The sequence below is a fragment of the Paenibacillus sp. FSL R10-2734 genome (assembly GCF_037963865.1).
GTDB lineage: Bacteria > Bacillota > Bacilli > Paenibacillales > Paenibacillaceae > Paenibacillus_AQ.
Genome location: NZ_CP150170.1, coordinates 5,268,952 through 5,288,632 on the forward strand (window position 1 = coordinate 5,268,952; position 19,681 = coordinate 5,288,632).

The window sequence follows — 19,681 nt, forward strand, 5'->3', positions numbered from 1 at the left end:
CAATGATATCAACACTATTCTTAATTTGTTCGACACCGCTGCAGATAAACACAGCGGTCTCTTTTCCAAATTCGCAGACATTACTGATATTATACATTGATTATATGCTTCGTCTTTAACGATTCGATTCACAAGACATCACTCTTTGTATGTAAAGCGACGAGATAGGTATGTTTCTCCAAGTGAAGACACCCATCCGATAAGCCATTTTACACATTATAGAATTTTCTAACCTCTTAAATGAATCCCCCGTTCACACGAATCGTCTGACCCGTAACCCACTGTGATTCCTTACTGGCTAGAAATAGCACTACACTCGAGATATCCTCAGGCTCACCTAAACGTCCGAAAGAATTCATATTCCCAACGTTTGCAATCTCTTCAGGTGACTTACCCATGGTAAATAGCTCCGTATTCACTGGACCCGGTGAGACCGCATTAATCGTAATTCCTTTTCGTCCAAATTCTTTGGCCAACTGACGGGTGATTTGTTCCACAGCTCCCTTTGTCCCCGCATATACGCTATAGGTGGGAAACATCTGACCTGTAACTGATGTCGAGAAATTAATGATCCGTCCGTTCTCACTCATATGTTTAGCCGCTTGTTGGCAGGCAAAGAATGTTCCCTTTACATTGATTGCAAATTGTTTGTCGAAGTCTTCTTCTGACATGCTCGCAATCGGCTTCGTAATCATAATGCCTGCGTTGTTAACGAGAATATCGATTTGCCCATAAGCTTCCAGTGTAGTTTGGAATAGTAGTTCAAGTTCGGCCACTCGGCTGATATCCGCTTGGATGGCGATTGCCTCTCCGCCTTTTTGCTTAATTTCGCTCACAACTTCCTCCGCCTTGCCTGAACTACTTGCATAATTAACAACGACCTTCGCTCCATGGAGTGTTAAATTATTAGCGATTTCCCGTCCCATTCCTCTTGAAGCACCTGTTACCAAAGCTACTTTACCAGCTAAATGATGATCCATGATTATTTCCCCCTGTTCATTTGCCGTTCTTGTTGGTCTGATTATAATCCGGCGATTAGAAAATGACAAGTGACAATTATTTATTTTTGTCACCAAAGAAATGATGATACTGAATTTTTCGGGGTATTGCTACCATTACTTCGGGGTGAACACAATGTGGAATTTATACATCCACTTCGTGTGAGCTAAACTATAGTTCTTGTTGACCAAACCCTTAATCCCTCCACCCGCATAGCAGGTGGTTTTTTTGTTTCGCGCATTTCAACTGGCTAAAGCCTAAATCAAAAAGCAGCTCAACAAGCGAGAGCTGCTCTTCTACTATATAAGTACAGAACTACCATCTATCAGGATGTTTCCAACAAGGCGCCTTATTCCACATTCAACCATATCACAAGGCATTCGCTTGAAGGTTTATAACATGCACCGATTCTCCAGTCACTAAGTCACAACCTCGTCTGAGGTTGTGGATGGATACGTAAACCATGAAGAGATAACTCCACAATTCGCGGTTAAAGTGAGTATTATTGCCTTAGACGCGAGATCGGGTTACAACAAATGGCTCAATAAGACTGTTAAGAGATGAAGTAATGCAAGTTGGATCCATCTTATCGCCTATAGCAACGTAGTACTGAAACTCATAAAATCCGCCCAAGGTTGCTTTGAAATTTGTCTCCCAGTAGTTGGTCATGATCCAAGCGTAGGTTTCCGGCTTGGCGTCAGGCTCCTGCTGGGTATGAAGCTGCCTCCTGCCGTAATCCAGCGCCCCCAATTGGATCAGCGGTGTATCTGGAGTCGCCAGCATCAGGGAACGCTCTTCATCCTGCCAAGCGATACCTGCTTGTACGGCGGAGTAGTCCAGACAGCTTCCCGGAATTTGGTCTTTCCAAGGGCGTACGAGACTGCCGGACTTATCCGCATATAAAGTTTCTTGCTTCGTGTCCCCAGCGGTAAACGGCAGCGCAAGATACACATTTTCCGGACTCCAGACACTGTCCTTGTGGAAGCGGACCGAGATATCTATACGGTTGATCTTAGTGTATACCTTAAGAAATAAGGAGAAATAGGAGATCCCCTTCAACTGGTAGCCCAGTTCCAGCGTAGCATATAGCGGACCGTTTTCCAGTTCTTTTACAGAGGCAAGCCGGCCGATCGACCGCTGCACACCCAAACCTTTACGGTTGCGTCCCATGCGTGCCCGAACAGCCCAAACTTTAGAGGCGTCAGATTCCTCAGTAGGAACCGTAACCTCATAAATCGGTGTAAAAGCACCGTAAAGTGCATCTGGCCGCAGCAATTCTTTGTCGGCCTCCTTATCGTACCATGAGGTAATACCGCCAGTTTCCGACCATTTCAGAGAGATAAACGGAGACTCCAGCCCATTCTGAGACAGCGTGATTGGTAATGGAGTACTTCCTTCCGGCAAAGCCGGATAAATATCGACCATATCATACACCCGGTCACTGCCGATCAGCTTCGTGTTCGATACCGTTATATCTGAGCTTGCAGACTTCGGCGGTAGCGGACGCAAGGTCAGCATGCAGGTCTGTAGTCCCTTCAACGTCAGCTCGGTGATGATTATTTGTGGGTGTAATGATTGCTTAGGCAATACTTCTCCAGTGTCTTCGCGGATGACCTCTACGCCACTCTGAAGCTCATCCGGCTCCCATCCCTCCAGCCTCAGCTGTACCAGCTCAGTGATTTCAAGCTCAGACGTATTCGTTACTCGGAAACGATATGGACGGCCAGGATATAATGTCGCTCCATTCTCAGCCAACAGCACAGTATCCAGCGCACGATAAGCTAAACGGCTTGCTTCTGCGGCATGTGTCTGCTTGCGTACCTCCAGCATTTGTACATTTTTGTGCCAAGGTTCAAAAATGGAGGAGTGATAGCCCCAGGTATGCTCTGCATACAGGACTAATGCCTGCTCGACAGACTCCAGCTCCTGATCACTCACGTGCCTCCGGTGAGGATCCAGCTTTTCTACCTTACGGAGTGTGCGCTGTGCATCACGGTAAATCTGGGTATGCATCGGTGTTGAGCTGACGCCATCCGTCCACCAATCCGGCCAATCCCCTGCATGAACAGGTAGATCATCCAGTCCTTCCTGCTTCAATTGCTCGAAAAATTGACTCAGGCTGATCATTTCAATGGAAATATGCTCACCGTGCTGACGATTCCATTTTCCAATCCATTCGATGATCGCACTGTTCGGTGCTCCATTGTCCGTTGGCAGTCCAGATAGCATAACGGGCACGAACTGAAACGGATGCTGTTCTGCCTCCAATTGGGCGATATAGCGATGAATTCGGATATTAGCAATCTGATCGTGAATCTCTTCCGGCTCAACGAGCTTATGATCGATCTCGTCGCGGATTATATATTTGCCAAGCGCTCCCGGGCATAGCCCAAGCTCGTTGCCAATCATGTAGTGTTCGCCGTTCCACACCAAGAGCCGCTCACCGCTAGGCGCTTCCCACCAGAACGGAAGCTGCTTGCGCCCAAGCGGGTACATGCCGTGATGGGTATGAATACAACTGAATAAATGCTGGATGCCATTTTGCAGCAGACTATCGGCATACCCCCAGCTGTAACCGTTAATATCTGCCGTCATAGCGCTGTCCACCTGATGTCCAATGGAACGGGCGTACGCCTGCGCTTTACTATGAATTTTGCTTAGCAGCTTGTAATCCGGCAGCTCGGTCATATTGAGGTATGTGCCGGATAATTCGATGTCGCCCCGAAGAACGGCTTCGGCAAAAGCCCGCTGCTCATCCACGCTGGCCTGCTGCAAAAACTGCTCCACAGCCCAAAAGGTCTCGCACGTCCAACGGAATCCTTGCCAATCGGGTTGGGTCCCGTTATGAGCATCTTGGACAATACGCAGTGCCTGGCGAATAAAATCGACATGGTATTGTTCAATTTTCTCCTGCCGCTCGGTATAACCTAGATCTGTGTGGGAATGGTGAATTGCGTAAATTTTCCACCTGCGTGCAGGCATCGGAATAGTAGTCTGCTCCAATTGTTGTTGAAGATTCATTCTGAGAACTCCTTTATGTTATGAATGGTGTCAAACATTTGTTGAATGCCATAGAACACTTGCCCCTGCACATCGTTCTCATAATATAGCACCACCTGCTCCGGCATCAGCGCGCTCTGCAAGCTGTCTTCAAATAATTCTCGACTTTTGGCGATTTGTCCGCCAAGAACAAGTTTGTCGGGCCGAAAGGCTGATATATAAGGACGCAGTATGAGACCAAGCCGTTGGCCGTATATCTTCCATACCTGGATGGCGGAGGGATCACCTGATTGGGCAGCAAAAGCTAGATTCTGCACACTGTCATCGCTTGAACGAGCATGAAGGCTATCCGCCAACGACAATATACCTCTACTACCTAACACATCATCCACTCGTTCTTCGTTAAACATTTCTTCATATAGCATGCCTGTGGCCGGTATGCCTGATCTGCCCAAAACCACCTTTTGCTTCTCGATAAAAGTGGACCCAAGCCCTGTTCCCAGCGTAAGGCATACCATTTTGTCCTCCGGAAACAATCTGCTGACACCAAGGGAGAACAGAACAGCATCATTGCTCAGCCGGATAGGTGCCGCTGCTAGCTCGGACAACCATGGCCAAGAAGAATTTAGCTCTGCACGCCGAGTTAATTCATCCCGCAGCAATGCTTTTAGATTAAGGCCGTAAATGGAATCATATTTATTCAGCCCCTGGATACGTGAAATACCTGACTCATATTCGAAGGGTCCCGGAAAGGCAAGTCCTATTACAAATCCTGCTGTATAGTCTTCGATACCTAGCAGCGCTCTATAGGCGGTTGACAGTTCCAGAATAAGATCTGCCAAGCCGCCGACGATCTGTTCCGAGGTTCCATTCGAATGCGATGGCCGAATGAAAGAAAGCTCGGGCAAAAGAATGCCGTTCTTTAGAACGCCAGCCTTCAAATATGTTCCTCCAGCATCGATAGCAATGGTCGTCATTAACCCGGTCTGCAGTAAGACCTCCGACTCCATTACGCTTCACCAGCCTGCCAATGATGGGGCAGTAACGGTGTATGCCAATTTGGAGAAACCTGGGCAACGATTAAGCTGCATGTTGTGTCACCAATGGATTCAATCCGAAATTTCCCTACTGCGGCGGGAACAATGTAGGACTCTGCATACCCCCATTCCACAGTGGCCTCCTCATTGTTCAGCGGTGTAAGACGAACACGATTGCCTTCGACTAGATTGAACATGAGAAATTGACCGTTCGTATCGTCGAGCCATTCACCATTCAGCTTTAGTCTTTTGACCTGAAACAGCAAGTCTTCACGCTCTCCCAGCAATTCCTCCACACTGCTGCCCTGTACGCGAGAAATGACAGGAGATGACACCAGCTGCTCATTAACATAACGCGTATCGAAGCTGTCATTCATATTGCGGCTTGCATGGTCGTGGTTAATTGGTCGCGGCAAGCCATCTTTGTCCAGACGCAGGTGGTCGTAAATCTTGAAGGTGAACCACCAGGTGGTAGACGAGATTTCCAGCACGAGATTGCCTTTGCCCGAGAAATGAACAGCTCCGGGTGGAATAAGGAACAAATCTCCTTTGCAAGAATCCAACACATTCACATATTGTTCGACAGCGAGCGGCACTCGCGATGCATGAGCGTTATCCACCGCTTTCAGCAATTGCTCTCCGGTCGTTCCTTCAGTAAAGCCAAGTGCTACAAAGGGGGCTATTCCTTCCTCTTGCTCCATGATGTAATAGGACTCCTGCTGGGTCATCGTCTCGTTAAAGGTTTCCTCAATATAGGCTTGACGAGGATGAACCTGCAAAGACAGATTATCTCCCCCAATGGTATCCAGATAATCGAAGCGGATCGGGAAGTAATCTCCGAACAGCTGGACATTCCGCTCTCCCATAATTTGCTGCGGATGAGCAGACAGAAGCAGCGGAAACGGTAGCTCCAGCGTATGGCCGTATACTTCAATCAGCATCGTATTTTCCGGTGCGATCGGCTCAAAGCTCCAGGCGCAGTTCTCCCACTCTTCCGGCAAGTCGCAAAGCTTCTTCAAATACTGACCACCCCATATGCCCGGAGCAAAGAAAGGCTTCACGCGAATTGGCTGCTTCGCGGCGGCTTCCATGAGAGCACGTAGCAACGGAAGCGTAAGGAATGTCGGCTGATCAGGATCATTCATATCCATGTAATAGTCAAAATCATTCAGATAGCGCTTACGATATTGGTCCCATACCGGCCATTCCAAGAACAACGCATGTTTATATGTCTCTACTGAATCTACACATTTCCCCAATTGCAGCGAACCCATTCCTTGCCGGTGAAGCCGTTGTTGATGCTCCCGTGAAATGTCACAAAATATAGATAGTGAGGCATCCGAAGAGAGATAGCCTGCACCTGGTCCATACGTGATAATCATTGTGCCGGAGCAATTCTCCCCCAAGGATTTCGAGGATTGATGTAGCATTTCGGCAACGTCAGCCTGCCAATCTGCTTGCGCCTGCAGTCTGAAGTAGTCTTTAAAATCGACATCTGAAGCAATATATCCAAAGGCGCGGTTATCGGTCAAATAACGGTCAAACGCCGTTAAGAGCTCCGCGCTGCTTTTCATATAACGCCTACTATCCAGTTCAATATATACAATGTTCTCGTGGCTGCATAGCGCTTGCAGTTGCTCAAGGATTGTTGTAAATGCGGCGCCATGGGTACCATCAATAGCTACATGATACGTTTTGGAATTATGATGATTACAGTGCTCCTCAATTTGTCGGAGCCATGCTTCATAGCCAGTCCCAATGTCCGACTGCGCTGCCTGATGACATTGCAGTCTTACAGGATTAAGCGGGGTAGATTTAAAAGACGGGACATAATTTACTTCCATTGTTGCTGCCTCCCAACTCATATTCAATGCATGTTCACATTGTATAAATTGTTGGGGACAGCGTCTTTAAAGGAAACAGCACTATTTTTGTACAATCAGGACATGTTCGGAGGGAAATGATTTTTGCCTGAGCGACCTTCGGAGAATTGCGAACGGCGAAATTTGGCAGGGGCTACGCCAAGCTCACGGGTAAAAACACGGGTAAAGTAGTGCACGGACTGAAATCCGCATTGTAATGCAATGTCCTTAATAGGTACATAATCATTTAGCAGAAGCTGCGATGCATGCTGCATCCGGCGCTCCTGAATATAATGTACGAAGGACTGACTGTGATACTCCTGAAATAATCGGGTTAAATGCCGGGAAGAGATATGCAGATGACTCGCGACGGTCGCAAGCGTAAGCTCATTGCCTAAATTATCGTCGATGAAACGCTTGGCTTGCCTAAATAAAGCACTCCCTGGAGAAATCGGTTGTTGAACACTTTCACCCTCGGTAAGTGTCAAGCCATGCAATTCTGGGAAGGACAACAGCAGCGAGTGCGCGACCTTTTCTAGGGCTAGCGGAATTGTTGAGGCTGAGCTTGCACACAAAGCTATTAATGCCTGCCACAAATATCCTGTCGAAGAGGAGTCGGCCCCGCTAACAACACTGTTTCCTCGTTCAGCAAGCTGTCGATACACTTCGAGAAAAAATGGCTCTGTTTGTGATTCATCTATTTCAAACGCGACATAGCATAATGTTAATCCGGAAGTGCTTCGAATCTGGTGCCATACGCCTGGCGTCGACAGAAATGCTGTTCCTTTTACTAAATCATACTCCCGGTCATGTTCATAGTAGCTCCCCTCTCCGTCCATCACATAGCAAGCTTCAAAAAAAGAATGACGGTGGAGGGAATTATCGAAATGAGCCGGCATGAATCCCCAATATAAAATAGTTAAGGAAAAGCCGGTTTCTTGAATTTTTGTAACATGTCGATTGCATATAGCATTGGCTCGGCGGAAACTGGATTGGATCGACAAGTTCATCCCTCCTTTATTCGCTCCCATTGTATACTGCCCTCTTTATGAAATACAAGCTGAAAAAGTTGTAGATTTGGCCCTACTGTTCTCATATCCAGCTAATAGCAATTCAAACAGACACTATAAGTCCGTCATTTTTGCGTTGTGGAATGCGCTTTAAGAATTTACGAAGAAATTCCGAATAGAATCAAATCCCACACGGAAGCAAATTCCTGATCAATCGTAGCTGACTGCCACTCTTTCGCATTTGCTGGATGATGGAAGCGCGAAGTAGCATTAAAAATAGCTCTCCCCGTAACCACGGGCTCCACCACTCTAAACTCCTCATTTTTCAAACCTTTTTCAATGATATTCGCGATTTGCCCAATCAACTGATTTACGTGTGTGTCGATCATATCTACTGCTTCTAAAGTTACGGAAGCGTACATAGCGAATATTTCGGAATCATCTACCGCATAAGTCCGTTTATTGCGAATTAGAGTATCCAACCACAAACGCAGCTGCTCTTTGGCATTCCCATCAAATTGCTGAGTAATGATCTCTAGTGGACCTATAATATTTTGCTGCAGCCATCTTTCGGTTACTGCTTCTCGCAAAGCAGATTTACTGGAAAAATGTCTATATAACGTACCATGACTTACTTTAAGCACCCTTGCTACATCTACAACAGAAGTCTTATCCGGGCCAAAACGCCGGAGCACTTGTTCAGCCGCATCCAAAATGTTTTCTTTAGATAATGGAAGATCACTCGACATATGTATTGTCCCCTCGCTCTATTTCTAGTGGTGTTATCATAGCATATAATGTTCAAAAACGAACTGACAATAACGGTTCTTTGTCACTCGTAGTTAATGCCTAATATTATGTACTTAAGCTAGATCATTTACTCAGTAGATAATTCATGCGAATAAACAATCGACTAGTCTATCATTACCTTAAAGTGCTCGCTATCTACACCACACTCACCTTTACTCTCCTGTCGAACGGACTCAAAAGCCTTTATTTCCGCGATTTCAGACATTTTCGCATGCTATCGGACTCAGATGCAACTATTCACTCAAATATCCACCAAAAAGGTGTAATAGTACGGCAATAAGAGCTATACGGTCCGTTACAACAAAAAAATTAGCCAAAAAGCTAAAATAGCTGCGCTACAGTCCGCAACATACCTTCAATAAATACCCCCTACTCCATACACAACAAAAAAAAACGGCATTTCTGCCGTTTCCCCATGTCTACTCTACTCATCTACCTACAACACTTCACTTCGAACCGCATTTTTCTGTATCAGAGAAATCTGTCCGGCATGAATGCCTGTGTGATACATAAGTCTGCCTACTGCTTCAAGCGGAGTAGATGTGCCAAATTTCGATTCTACATTCACATGCCAAGCTTCTTCTGGAAGCTCACGCATTGCTGCAATTAGATTCTCGTTGGAAGCCGCCAGCAAATCCACCAGTTCATTTAATGTAGTATACGCCGCATGTTCTCCTTCAGGTTTAGGTCTTCCAAAGAACCACTCTGCGAACATAAATTCAACCTCAGCACTATGAGAAATCAAACCTCCGATGGTTGAATTCCCTAATTTAAGATTTAAGTCTTCTTCCGGCAATGCCTTCACCATTTTATGAAATCGCTCTTGAACCGCTTGCCAGATGGGCAGTACTGAAGTAATAGTCATCGTCTATTTGCTCCCTTGTACAGCTGCTTCTTCATCTTTCTTCTTATCGATCACAACATGGTTGAACAAATTCGCATCCACATCAATATCAAACGCCAGCCCAAAACCTACGACATAACGCCCCTTCACAGGGGTCAGCTCGAACAGTGAAAAATCCAGTCCACGCAGCAATTTCAGCATAGCCTCACCATGATCAGCATTGAACAACTCAAAGATATCCTCATGTCCATCGTTGCCAATATTGCTTGAAGTACAGCTCCAGCGCACACGCTCAGTTGCAAATTTATTGTTTGTTTCGGACTCATCCGCAATTAGAAAGGCGTCCACAAAATCATTATTTTCCATATAGCCATAATGCTCTGCGATCTTACTAATATAGATATACAGTTTGCCGTCTTTCTTTACGAAAGGTGCATAACTAATAAAGGGCTTACCTTCATCATCGATTAAACTCAAAATCAGATTCTTACGTTTATTAATAAATTGTAAATAGTTTTCTTTATTTTTCTCTACATCTACAGGCTTTTTCATTTAAAAATCCCTCCATTAATAGGTTATGTAATCATGAATCTATCGAACGGTACTCAACAAATGAATACGAGGTTTCTTCTCTGTAGGCACATACTGAACTTCCGCATCCATTCTATATATATCCCGGATCATATCAGTTGTCATCACTTCATTGGGAGTGCCATACATCGCCTTCTCACCCGCCTGCACTACAACAATACTATCGCTATAAGTAGAAGCTTGATTAAGATCATGCAGCACCATCACTACGGTCATACCCATGTCTTGATTTAACTCGCGAACAAGCTCAAGCACTTCATGCTGATGAGAAATGTCCAAGTACGTGGTTGGTTCGTCAAGCAACATGATGAGCGGACGCTGTGCTAAGGCCATTGCAATCCAGGCACGCTGTGATTCACCACCTGACAATGAAGCCACTGCTCGGTCTTTATATTCCATCAAATGTGTCTTCTCAAGGGCCCAGTGTACTATGTCCATATCCTCTTGGTTCAATCTTTCAAACCACTTTTTGTGTGGATACCTACCATAAGAGACCAGATCGATCACAGTCATATCACTAGGTGCTTGATTCTTCTGGCTCAGCATGCACATTTTTCGTGCGACTTGTTTGGCGCTCATAGACTTCAGATCTGTACCATCGAGTGTGACCGCACCCGTATGATAAGGAATTAGCCGTGATACTGCTTTGAGTAATGTAGATTTGCCGGAGCCGTTCGGTCCTATGATGGAGACAATCTCACCCTTTTTTACGGAAAAAGAGAAGTTATTAATCACGCTTTTCTGCTCATACCGAATCGAAATGGAATCGACAGTAAACATGTTAGAACGCCTTCTTTCTCATCAGGTATAGAAAATAAGGTCCACCAATCACAGCCATAAGGATACCCGCAGGGATATCTAGGGGTGCAAATAAGGTACGTCCACCCGTATCCGCAATCAACAGCACCAACGCGCCAAGAGCCATACTCATCGGCAAAAGATATTTATAATCTGAACCCACGAGCAATCTCGCCATATGCGGTACAACTAGGCCGACAAATCCGATCATTCCAATGGCAGCTACAGAAATAGCTGCTAAAAATACTGCCAGTAAGGAGAGAAGGATACGAATTTGGTTCACATTTTCACCCAGATTCGAAGCCACCTGATCACCCAGACGAATGATGTTTGCCTTACGAATCGCGAAGAACGATAAGATCCAGCCTGCAATGGCATATGGGAAGACCATCATCAAAGCATTATTCCCTTTTGCCGCAAGACTGCCGTTAAGCCATTGAACCGCTGCAGGAAGTCTATCGCTGTACATGATTGTTAAGAGGCCGATGACTCCTCCGCAAAGCGCATTCACAGCAACGCCAGATAAAATAATGGTAATCGGCGAAATGCCGGTTCGTCTCCACGCTAATGCATAGACAATGCCAGCAGCGATTAGCCCACCAACAAAAGCAGCAATCGGAATGAACTGAGTATATTGTGGTGCAGCAAGCATTATAACAAGCACACATGCAGCCGCACCACTAGTTACTCCCGTCAACCCAGGATCAGCAAGTGGGTTACCCATCACAGCTTGCAGCAGTGCGCCCGAGATCGCTATATTCGCTCCGATGATCATCGCCAGTAATACGCGTGGCAATCGAATATCCCATATGATGGTGGCATTCACCGCCTTAGACGATGAACCAAAGATCGTGCTGAGTATGTCTGGTATCGGAATGAATACAGAGCCTAGTCCGATTGCAATAATCGCGGCAACGAGCGCTAATAGAACCGTTACAATAACAACTATTCTGCTACGAGATGTATTTATCACTTGCTGTCTCCTTTAATTATTCATAGAAGTATTTTGCAATTTCAGTTAGGGCTGTCTCTGCGTTAATGATCGAAGTTACGCCAAACACGCTGTAATCCAAAATTTGGATTTTGTCGTTTTTATAAGCGGAGAGCTTCGTCCAAGTTTCATTTTTCTCTATTTCTTTTTTGAACTTATCCTTTGTCGCCCCATGATCGCCTGAAGCAAGTACGAGAATGACGTCAGGATCAGCGGCTACAACGTTCTCCATATTAATTGGGGAGTAAGTGTCTGTAACTTTGAGTACAGAAGTCGCAATGTTATCAGCACCAAGCTTTTTCACCAAACTCCCTAAATAAGATTTCTCACTCATAACCATAAAGGAATCAGAAGTTCCAATGACGAGCATCACGCTTGGTAGCTCTTTTCCTTCAGCTAATTTACTTAGCTCATTTTCTTTATCCAAAATCTTGGTCAAAGCCGCATTCATCTCATCTTTTTTATTAAAATAAGTGCCTAATACTTTAAGGCTAAGCTTCAAATCCTCGAAGGATTCTGTGCGAAGATATGCTTTTTTCAAATCCATTCCTTCCAGTGTCTTGTCTAGCGTGCTTCGAAGCGATTCCGCTCCCAGTAGCAGGTCTGGCTCAAGCTTTGTTACTACTTCAAGATCTGGTGCCATTGGGGAACCAATTTTATCTATCGTTTCAAAATCAGCAGGGATTGGATTCGTTGAAGTAGGTACTCCAACTGGTGTTATTCCGAGCAAGTAGAGCATTTCTGTTAACGGTACAGAGGTAGTTACAATACGCTGTGGAACTGTGGCTGGAAATTGGCTCAACGCCTCATTGAACAATGCTTCGTCTACACCATCATTCTCCAGACTGTACACTTTACCAGTAGCTTCGGCTGTGTTCGTTGTTTCTTTGTTATTTGCTGCAGTTACTTCTTTCGTTTCATTAGCGGCTATGCTCGTTACTGCTTCATTCTTCGCTTGATTGTCCGCTGTATTGGTGGACGAACATGCAGTCATTGCACTAAGTGCTGCAACAGCCAAAAGTACTAATAATTTTTTCAAAATCTATCCCTCCGAATATGTATAATTATGCGTTTCATATAGTGATAATGATTTTCATTTTCACTTATCTTACCTATGATAATCGTTATCAATGAAAAGTGTCAAGAATTTTATTTTAATTTTAAATTAGCATAATTCCCTTTGGCATCCGTTTAAGAGAATGACCGTTTCTCGTAAAAATATAAGGATTATGTATAGTGTGAAACTCAAACGTTCTTATATCTATACAAAAAAAACACGCCCAAAGGACATGGTCAATATGCATAAGAAACCTAATTTACTTATAACTTGCGAGAATCTTCACTTTTAAACAGCCACAGCTTACCACGATACAGATTACCTCTGCCACTACAAAGGAAAGCCATCGACCTGCATATCCAAGTAAAGGAATAGGCTTATACAAAAAAAACAGCACGCGGCGATATAGTATCGACACATGCTGTTACGTACTTGAGAATTCCTAGGCTAGTCCAAATTAAAATCTTGCAACAAAAAATTCGCGACCAGATGGAACGTTAAAGCTTCTTAAAGCATTTCCATTCTCATCATTTAACGTGAGCAGATAAGCTACTGTAGTTAAAGTCGAGACTGTTGGAAATCTAACTACACCAAACTCGTCGAAATCAGCGGTTATTGGTGGATTTCCAGTTCGTATTAATGAAGCTGTCCACCCCGCAGTGTCTTTAGGTGTTCCAGTTGCATTTGTACCAATAGCGACCACAATAAATCTGTCTAAAGTCTGTCTAACTCTCCGTTTCTTTCTCGTTGCAGCAGCCTTCGCTTTTTTAGCCGCGAGGGCTTTGGCCGCCATAACTGCTTGCTTATTGACTGGTTTCTTAATAATTGCCATTTACTTCACCACTTTCTTTTTAGGATACGTTAGTAAATGCAAGATTAGGAGTGCTTGACCTCACTTTTACCTACAAATCTACAAATGTGTTAACTTCTCTTGATTCATAGATTCGTATCCACTGGATCAGTGGTGCATATAATGCAATGGTGAGGTGATCCATTAATAAATGAGCCGACAATTGTGGCTAGAGCAAAATAGTTCAAGGATCCATAAGGCGCTGAGGCAAAGAATCGAGCAATCCCAAGTCCCTCGTGGTAAATCCGCTAAAATTCCTATCATTATCAAATTCAAACAAAAAATGACCCCAGCACAGCTGAAGTCATTACAAAAACATTTAGAATTACACGACTTCCCTATCAAACATCACCTCCCCATGCTGAATTCAGTATCCTCACGAGTTTCGATGAAATGTCTGAAGCAGATGTGCGGTTGGCATGGGATCGATAAAATCTATGTAGACGGAATCAAAAAAAAATCACTTTCTATAGCAACACCATCCATCGGTTCTACCTCCATCCAACAGAAGCAGGGACTCACCGGAAAAGGCATCAACATTGCCATTCTCGATACGGGAGTGTATCGGCACCCGGATCTAACTCGGCCCGCTAATCGAATTGTCTGCTTTAAAGATTTCATTAATCATAGACAACTACCTTATGACGATAACGGCCATGGAACTCATATCGCAGGGGATGCAGCAGGCAACGGATGGATGAGCAAAGGGAAATACAAAAGCCCTGCTCCAGAGGCAGGAATCGTTGGGGTCAAAGTACTCGATAAAAATGGTGACGGATATGACTCTACGATTATTAAAGGAATCGAGTGGTGTATTGCTAATCGGAAACGATTAAAACTACGAATCCTTTCGATGTCATTCGGGGGTACAGTAAATTCACCTTGTTCTGACGATCCATTGTGCCAAGCTGTAGAAAAAGCAATTAAAGCTGGTCTTACTGTTGTAATAGCGGCCGGAAACAGTGGTCCTAAGCGGAGTACGATCGAATCTCCAGGGATTAGTCCTTCAGCAATTACTGTCGGTGCTGTGGATGATCGTCGCACGCTCACACAAAAGGACGACCGGATAACTTGGTTTTCCAGCCGTGGACCGGCACCGGGAGGGCGAAAAAAACCAGACCTCGTAGCCCCTGGGGAGACGATTATCTCCCTTCGTGCTCCTCGGTCCAAGCTGGATCGAGAACTTCCTTACTTGCGGATTGCTAAAGATTACTTTGTGCTGTCCGGCACCAGCGTCTCGACACCCATCGTCTCTGGTGTGATCGCTCAATTACTGCAAAAGCGTCCTTCTCTTACTCCCAAGCAAGTGAAATCCATACTGAAAAAGAACACATTTCGCCTTAAACTAAATCCAAACACAGCAGGATGCGGTGAGATCAATGCCCGATTCTTATCGTAAATTCACCTCTCTTTTAAAGGCAGTGATTACGGAAACCGACAATTCTTCTGTAAATATACCCATAGGCTCTATTTCTAATAAAGCTGATTTCATATCATTTTCAAAACGATCTATGTTCCCTCCAAATAAACGCCTTGTAGCATAAGATGTAGAATATAAATTTCCTATAATCGAATCGACAGTCCAAGTGATTGAATAACTCGGTAAAACATGTCTTTCAACGTGTGCAAAGCTGGATCTCATGATAACATTCTCATGTCTTTCTTGGGGATGCTTATATGTACTCTTGCCGGCTATTCTTTCGTCACCTAACCAGTATTTTATTACTTCATTTACCTTTAGCTGCCAAGCTAAAGGTTCTTGTTGTTGATTAAAAGTATCAATAACAGCAATGCCACCATTATCCTCTAAACTATGATATAGAATTTCAAGAATAGATTCTCGGTCCATCCAGTGAAACGCTTTGGCCATGATGGTGAGACGCAAAGAACCCCAATCATTCGCCAGTTCTTCCGCTCTACCTTGCAGCCATCTAAAGTTATCTACCCTATAGTTGTTAGACAGACGAATTGCCTCGTCTAGCATTTCCTGTTCCGTATCTACGCCTAGAATTTCTTCAAACCAATCACTAAATCTTAACGCTAACTGCCCCGTACCACAGCCTAAATCAAGCAGCCGACCTTCTCCGTTTAGCGAAAACTTGTGAATTAAGAAGCGAATAAGTGATGAGGGGTACTGTGGGCGATATTCTGAATAGTACGTTGCAGTACCTTTAAATAAATCCGGACCATATTCATTCATAGTTTCACCCTCCTCTTTTTTCTAATAGGAGAAAATCATAGCAGACATCCAAATAAAATAAAAGGCTGTTCGGAGCGAATCTGGATCGCCTTTTATTTATGTAAATAAGTCTAAATACGCGACATTTGGGCTCAGAGAATCAAACAATGTACATAGAAATTATTGACAAACAAGTTCCTTGGCTGTATGGTTAATTACATAACTAACTAACCAATGAACTTGGCGGTGAATACATGGGAAACTTGATGGACGATAATCGACCGATATTTATGCAGATCGCCGAACGAATTGAAAATGACATCATCGAAGAAACATTGCTTGAAGAAACGCAGGTTCCTTCAACCAATCAGTTTGCGGTCTTCTACCAGATCAATCCGGCGACGGCTGCGAAAGGTGTGAATTTGCTTGTGGACCAAGGAATTTTATACAAAAAGCGAGGAATCGGCATGTTTGTAGCTTCTGGAGCGCGCGCAGTATTGATGGAGAAGAGAAAAGAACAATTTTATGAGCAGTATGTTGTAACTATGATTCGTGAAGCTCAGAAATTAGGAATTACGTTAGATCAATTAACGAATATGATTCAGAGGGGAGATAAGTCATGAACGAAGTCGTTGAAATCAAAGGACTGACCAAATCGTATGGAAAAGTAACAGTGATCGATGAAATCACTTTTTCTTTGGAACAAAACAAAATATATGGGCTGCTCGGCCGTAATGGTGCAGGTAAAACAACGATCATGCACATGATCACCGCTCAGCTATTTCCCACAAGTGGTGATTTGAAAGTATTCGGGGAACATCCCTATGAGAACAACCGTGTTTTAAGTCAGATCTGCTTCATTAAGGAAGGTCAAAAGTATCCAGATACGTACCGAATTATCGATGTGCTGGAGATATCTGCGTTATTTTTCCCAAACTTTGATCGGGAATATGCTCACTCTTTAATCAAGGATTTCAATCTACCTTTAAAAAGAAGAATAAAGAAGCTGTCCAGAGGAATGCTGTCGGCGGTGGGCATTGTAATAGGCCTAGCTAGTCGCGCTCCGCTGACTATTTTTGACGAACCCTATTTAGGTCTCGATGCTGTGGCTAGAAGCCTATTTTACGATCGATTAATTGAGGATTATTCAGAATATCCACGAACGGTTGTCTTGTCTACACATTTGATTGACGAGGTGAGCCAGCTGTTAGAGCATGTCATTGTTATCGACAACGGTAAGCTAATTATCAATGAAGATGCTGAAGCGCTTCGCGGGCGAGCTACTAAGGTTATTGGTGCGGCTGCGAAGGTTGAAGATTTCATTTCTGGTAAAGAGACCATCGCAAGAGAGTCCATAGGTGGATTACTTTCTGCTACCGTAATTGGCTTAAAGTCAACAGATCTGTCACGCGCTGAGATGCTCGGTCTGGAGATCTCACCTATATCTTTACAGCAGTTAATTGTTCATCTCACAAATAGAAAATCCCAAGGGAAGGAAGTGGCACCGCAATGAACCATATGACAGGCATATTAAAAATGCACTACAGAGATAAATGGCTATGGCTGTTTATGCCTTGGATCATATTGTTGTCCAGTTTTTTCGTTAATCTCGTCTTAGCCTTTTTTATGCAAGAGCCTATGTATACTGGTGGCCTAGCCTCTATCTTCATTTACATGTTTGTTACAGGTGTCATCATTTTAGTACAGACCTTCCCTTTTGCCCTAGGCTTAAGCTTACGAAGAACGGATTATTTCTTCGGCACATCCTTAATGGCTGTTATAACAAGTGCCATCTTCTCACTTCTACTGTTCCTGCTATCCATTATAGAAAGCAAATTAACACCTGGCTGGGGTGTGCAGCTACATTATTTTCACGTGCCATATTTAAATGATGGTACTGTCCTAGAACAGCTGTGGATCTATTTCGTGATTATGTTGCATATGTTTTATCTGGGATTTGTTATATCCAGTATCTTCCGGAGATTTGGGAAAAGCGGCTTATTCATTTTCGGTGCAGTCATGTTCATTCTATACAGCATCGCTGGATTTTTAATGACTTATTATAAGTGGTGGGGAGATCTATTTAACTGGTTTGCTGGAAATACCGCATTTGAACTTGCCTTGTGGACCATGCCTTTGACGGTTTTATGTGCACTCTTGTCGTTCTGGATGCTTCGGAAGTCTACAGTCTAAAATAACCCCACAAAGTGGGGCCTTGATTCGATGCTAATTCAGGTACTTTGCGGGGAGCCCCGAAACGACCGCTTGAAACAGTCAATTACACAAGGAGGTACGGTATGGAATATGTGAGGGACTACACCATGTACGCAGCCATATTCGGTATGTTTAGTTTTAGTTGGTTTGGTTGGGCACAAGAAAATCCCAGATCCAGCTGGCGAAAATACATTGGCATATCTTCTGGTGTAGCCCTTCTCATCTGCTTGATCGGTGTCTATCTAAGTGTAACGAACTGGGATGCTCCCTCCGTTTTGAATGATAAGACCTCATTTGATAATTATCTAATTTCTGTTTATATTGAATTCTTTTTAGCTGGTGCGGGAGCTTCTATATTGATGAAATGTAAGTATAATGATTACACTGCTCCTTGGATCGCCTTTATTGTAGGTATTCATTTCATTGGTCTGAAAAGTGTCTTTAACGATTTCAGTTTATACATTTTAGCAGCACTTCTCGTTGTTGTTTCTATTGCTTCACTATTCATATCTAAAAAGCTTAAGGTCGCAAACAGTGCAATTACAGGCATTGGCGCAGGAACGGTATTGTTTGCCTTTGCGCTATTAGGTTTAATTCGATATTTATTAAGCTAAGATCTTAGCATGCTCATCTTGCTAAGCGTTAAGTACCTTTATAAAGAACTTTCATGAGCCTTCGATGCACATCTCAGAAAGAAAATGATATACACTTATTCATCCATACCTTTCGCTGAACTAGAGAAAGCCTGCAAATGATCAGCTTTTTGTACATGATATCTTCTTCATTAAGTTCAAAGGCAATTCTGGGGCATTTATGCCCCACTTTCTGCTTCTTCTCAGTCTCAATTACTGGTATAGGGAATTTCTCCCTTTAATTTATCGTTTTAGTCCATAAATCGAAGGATATAGGGAAAATCTCCATATAATTCATTGGATTTTGACTTATTTCGGGTTTTATCGGAATTTATACGGAGGAAATCCCTATACTCATTGAGAATAAAATGAATCCTAATAATCATAGGGAGAAATTCCCTATAATTCCGAATTATTCTCACTTACACAACTGTATGTTCATTGAATTAGGTATGCACGCATTCTCAAATATAGGTAGACAATACAAAACTCTCATGCGCCTAGGCTCACGTCCACGATGAAAATGTTATACCCTTATCTATGCTTACAGGTTGTTCAACCTTACATTAACGCAAAGAAACTCCCTTGATTTCTCAAGGGAGTTTCTAGTGATGCGGTCGAGAGGACTCGAACCTCCACGATATTGCTACCACACGGACCTGAACCGTGCGCGTCTGCCAATTCCGCCACGACCGCACATCATAATGACTATCTTTCAATCTTGCAGTCACAAGATATATCTTACCATGCCAAGATTAAAGCGTCAATATATTCTCCAACTTTTCTAAATGGTCATTAATTTATGGA

The 19,681-nt window shown here is 43.8% G+C and carries 18 protein-coding genes, 1 tRNA gene and 1 pseudogene; 5 read left to right on the forward strand and 15 right to left on the reverse strand.

Annotation, left to right across the window (positions count from 1 at the left end; genetic code table 11):
- Nucleotides 1-236: 236 nt before the first annotated feature.
- The 13 genes and pseudogenes from NSS67_RS23030 to NSS67_RS23090 form a co-directional block, all read right to left on the reverse strand.
- The gene (locus NSS67_RS23030) at nt 237-980 is read right to left on the reverse strand and encodes an SDR family oxidoreductase (protein ID WP_339315962.1); all 744 of its coding nucleotides are present in this window, start codon (nt 978-980) and stop codon (nt 237-239) included.
- A 138-nt stretch (nt 981-1,118) separates the two neighbouring features.
- Nucleotides 1,119-1,190, reverse strand: a pseudogene (locus tag NSS67_RS23035) (IS200/IS605 family transposase); the annotation flags it as partial.
- A 319-nt stretch (nt 1,191-1,509) separates the two neighbouring features.
- Nucleotides 1,510-4,020, reverse strand: coding sequence for a glycoside hydrolase (locus tag NSS67_RS23040; RefSeq protein WP_339315963.1), 2,511 nt, complete (start codon nt 4,018-4,020; stop codon nt 1,510-1,512).
- On the reverse strand, nt 4,017-5,009 hold the full coding sequence (locus tag NSS67_RS23045) for an ROK family protein (protein WP_339315964.1): 993 nt from the start codon (nt 5,007-5,009) through the stop codon (nt 4,017-4,019). The genes NSS67_RS23040 and NSS67_RS23045 overlap by 4 nt, the downstream gene beginning before the upstream one ends.
- Nucleotides 5,009-6,880 (reverse strand): class I mannose-6-phosphate isomerase, encoded by a 1,872-nt coding sequence (locus tag NSS67_RS23050; RefSeq protein ID WP_339315965.1) that lies wholly within the window; start codon nt 6,878-6,880, stop codon nt 5,009-5,011. The genes NSS67_RS23045 and NSS67_RS23050 overlap by 1 nt, the downstream gene beginning before the upstream one ends.
- A 95-nt stretch (nt 6,881-6,975) precedes the next feature.
- Complete coding sequence (locus tag NSS67_RS23055; RefSeq protein WP_339315966.1) at nt 6,976-7,929, reverse strand: AraC family transcriptional regulator; 954 nt, start codon at nt 7,927-7,929, stop codon at nt 6,976-6,978.
- Between the two features lie 137 nt (nt 7,930-8,066).
- Nucleotides 8,067-8,657: a TetR family transcriptional regulator gene (locus NSS67_RS23060; RefSeq protein WP_339315967.1), complete on the reverse strand. Its 591-nt coding sequence runs from the start codon at nt 8,655-8,657 to the stop codon at nt 8,067-8,069.
- A gap of 497 nt (nt 8,658-9,154) precedes the next feature.
- Nucleotides 9,155-9,583 carry a DinB family protein gene (locus NSS67_RS23065; protein WP_339315968.1) on the reverse strand — a complete coding sequence of 143 codons (429 nt, stop codon included), beginning with the start codon at nt 9,581-9,583 and terminating at the stop codon, nt 9,155-9,157.
- A gap of 3 nt (nt 9,584-9,586) precedes the next feature.
- Nucleotides 9,587-10,114: a pyridoxamine 5'-phosphate oxidase family protein gene (locus tag NSS67_RS23070; RefSeq protein WP_339315969.1), complete on the reverse strand. Its 528-nt coding sequence runs from the start codon at nt 10,112-10,114 to the stop codon at nt 9,587-9,589.
- A gap of 39 nt (nt 10,115-10,153) precedes the next feature.
- Nucleotides 10,154-10,933, reverse strand: coding sequence for an ABC transporter ATP-binding protein (locus tag NSS67_RS23075; RefSeq protein WP_339315970.1), 780 nt, complete (start codon nt 10,931-10,933; stop codon nt 10,154-10,156).
- 1 nt (nt 10,934) lies between these two features.
- Nucleotides 10,935-11,924: an iron ABC transporter permease gene (locus NSS67_RS23080; RefSeq protein WP_339315971.1), complete on the reverse strand. Its 990-nt coding sequence runs from the start codon at nt 11,922-11,924 to the stop codon at nt 10,935-10,937.
- 16 nt (nt 11,925-11,940) lie between these two features.
- The gene (locus tag NSS67_RS23085) at nt 11,941-12,981 is read right to left on the reverse strand and encodes an ABC transporter substrate-binding protein (protein WP_339315972.1); all 1,041 of its coding nucleotides are present in this window, start codon (nt 12,979-12,981) and stop codon (nt 11,941-11,943) included.
- Nucleotides 12,982-13,456: 475 nt separating this feature from the next.
- Nucleotides 13,457-13,831 (reverse strand): hypothetical protein, encoded by a 375-nt coding sequence (locus NSS67_RS23090; protein WP_339315973.1) that lies wholly within the window; start codon nt 13,829-13,831, stop codon nt 13,457-13,459.
- Nucleotides 13,832-14,237: 406 nt separating this feature from the next.
- Here NSS67_RS23090 and NSS67_RS23095 point away from each other — a divergent pair, with 406 nt between their 5' ends.
- Complete coding sequence (locus NSS67_RS23095) at nt 14,238-15,248, forward strand: S8 family peptidase (protein ID WP_339315974.1); 1,011 nt, start codon at nt 14,238-14,240, stop codon at nt 15,246-15,248.
- Here the strand turns inward: NSS67_RS23095 and NSS67_RS23100 are convergent.
- Nucleotides 15,240-16,049 carry a class I SAM-dependent methyltransferase gene (locus NSS67_RS23100; protein ID WP_339315975.1) on the reverse strand — a complete coding sequence of 270 codons (810 nt, stop codon included), beginning with the start codon at nt 16,047-16,049 and terminating at the stop codon, nt 15,240-15,242. The genes NSS67_RS23095 and NSS67_RS23100 overlap by 9 nt on opposite strands.
- Nucleotides 16,050-16,282: 233 nt before the next feature.
- On the opposite strand from NSS67_RS23100, the gene NSS67_RS23105 reads away from it, so the two are divergent.
- The 4 genes from NSS67_RS23105 to NSS67_RS23120 all read left to right on the forward strand — a co-directional run bounded on the left by NSS67_RS23105 (nt 16,283) and on the right by NSS67_RS23120 (nt 18,856).
- Nucleotides 16,283-16,651 (forward strand): GntR family transcriptional regulator, encoded by a 369-nt coding sequence (locus NSS67_RS23105; protein WP_339315976.1) that lies wholly within the window; start codon nt 16,283-16,285, stop codon nt 16,649-16,651.
- The gene (locus NSS67_RS23110; protein ID WP_339315977.1) at nt 16,648-17,541 is read left to right on the forward strand and encodes an ABC transporter ATP-binding protein; all 894 of its coding nucleotides are present in this window, start codon (nt 16,648-16,650) and stop codon (nt 17,539-17,541) included. Before NSS67_RS23105 ends, NSS67_RS23110 begins: the two co-directional genes overlap by 4 nt.
- Nucleotides 17,538-18,221, forward strand: coding sequence for a hypothetical protein (locus tag NSS67_RS23115; RefSeq protein WP_339315978.1), 684 nt, complete (start codon nt 17,538-17,540; stop codon nt 18,219-18,221). The genes NSS67_RS23110 and NSS67_RS23115 overlap by 4 nt, the downstream gene beginning before the upstream one ends.
- Before the next feature lie 104 nt (nt 18,222-18,325).
- On the forward strand, nt 18,326-18,856 hold the full coding sequence (locus tag NSS67_RS23120) for a hypothetical protein (protein ID WP_339315979.1): 531 nt from the start codon (nt 18,326-18,328) through the stop codon (nt 18,854-18,856).
- A gap of 630 nt (nt 18,857-19,486) precedes the next feature.
- Here NSS67_RS23120 and NSS67_RS23125 read toward each other — a convergent pair.
- Nucleotides 19,487-19,570 (reverse strand) — tRNA-Leu (locus NSS67_RS23125).
- Nucleotides 19,571-19,681: the final 111 nt, after the last annotated feature.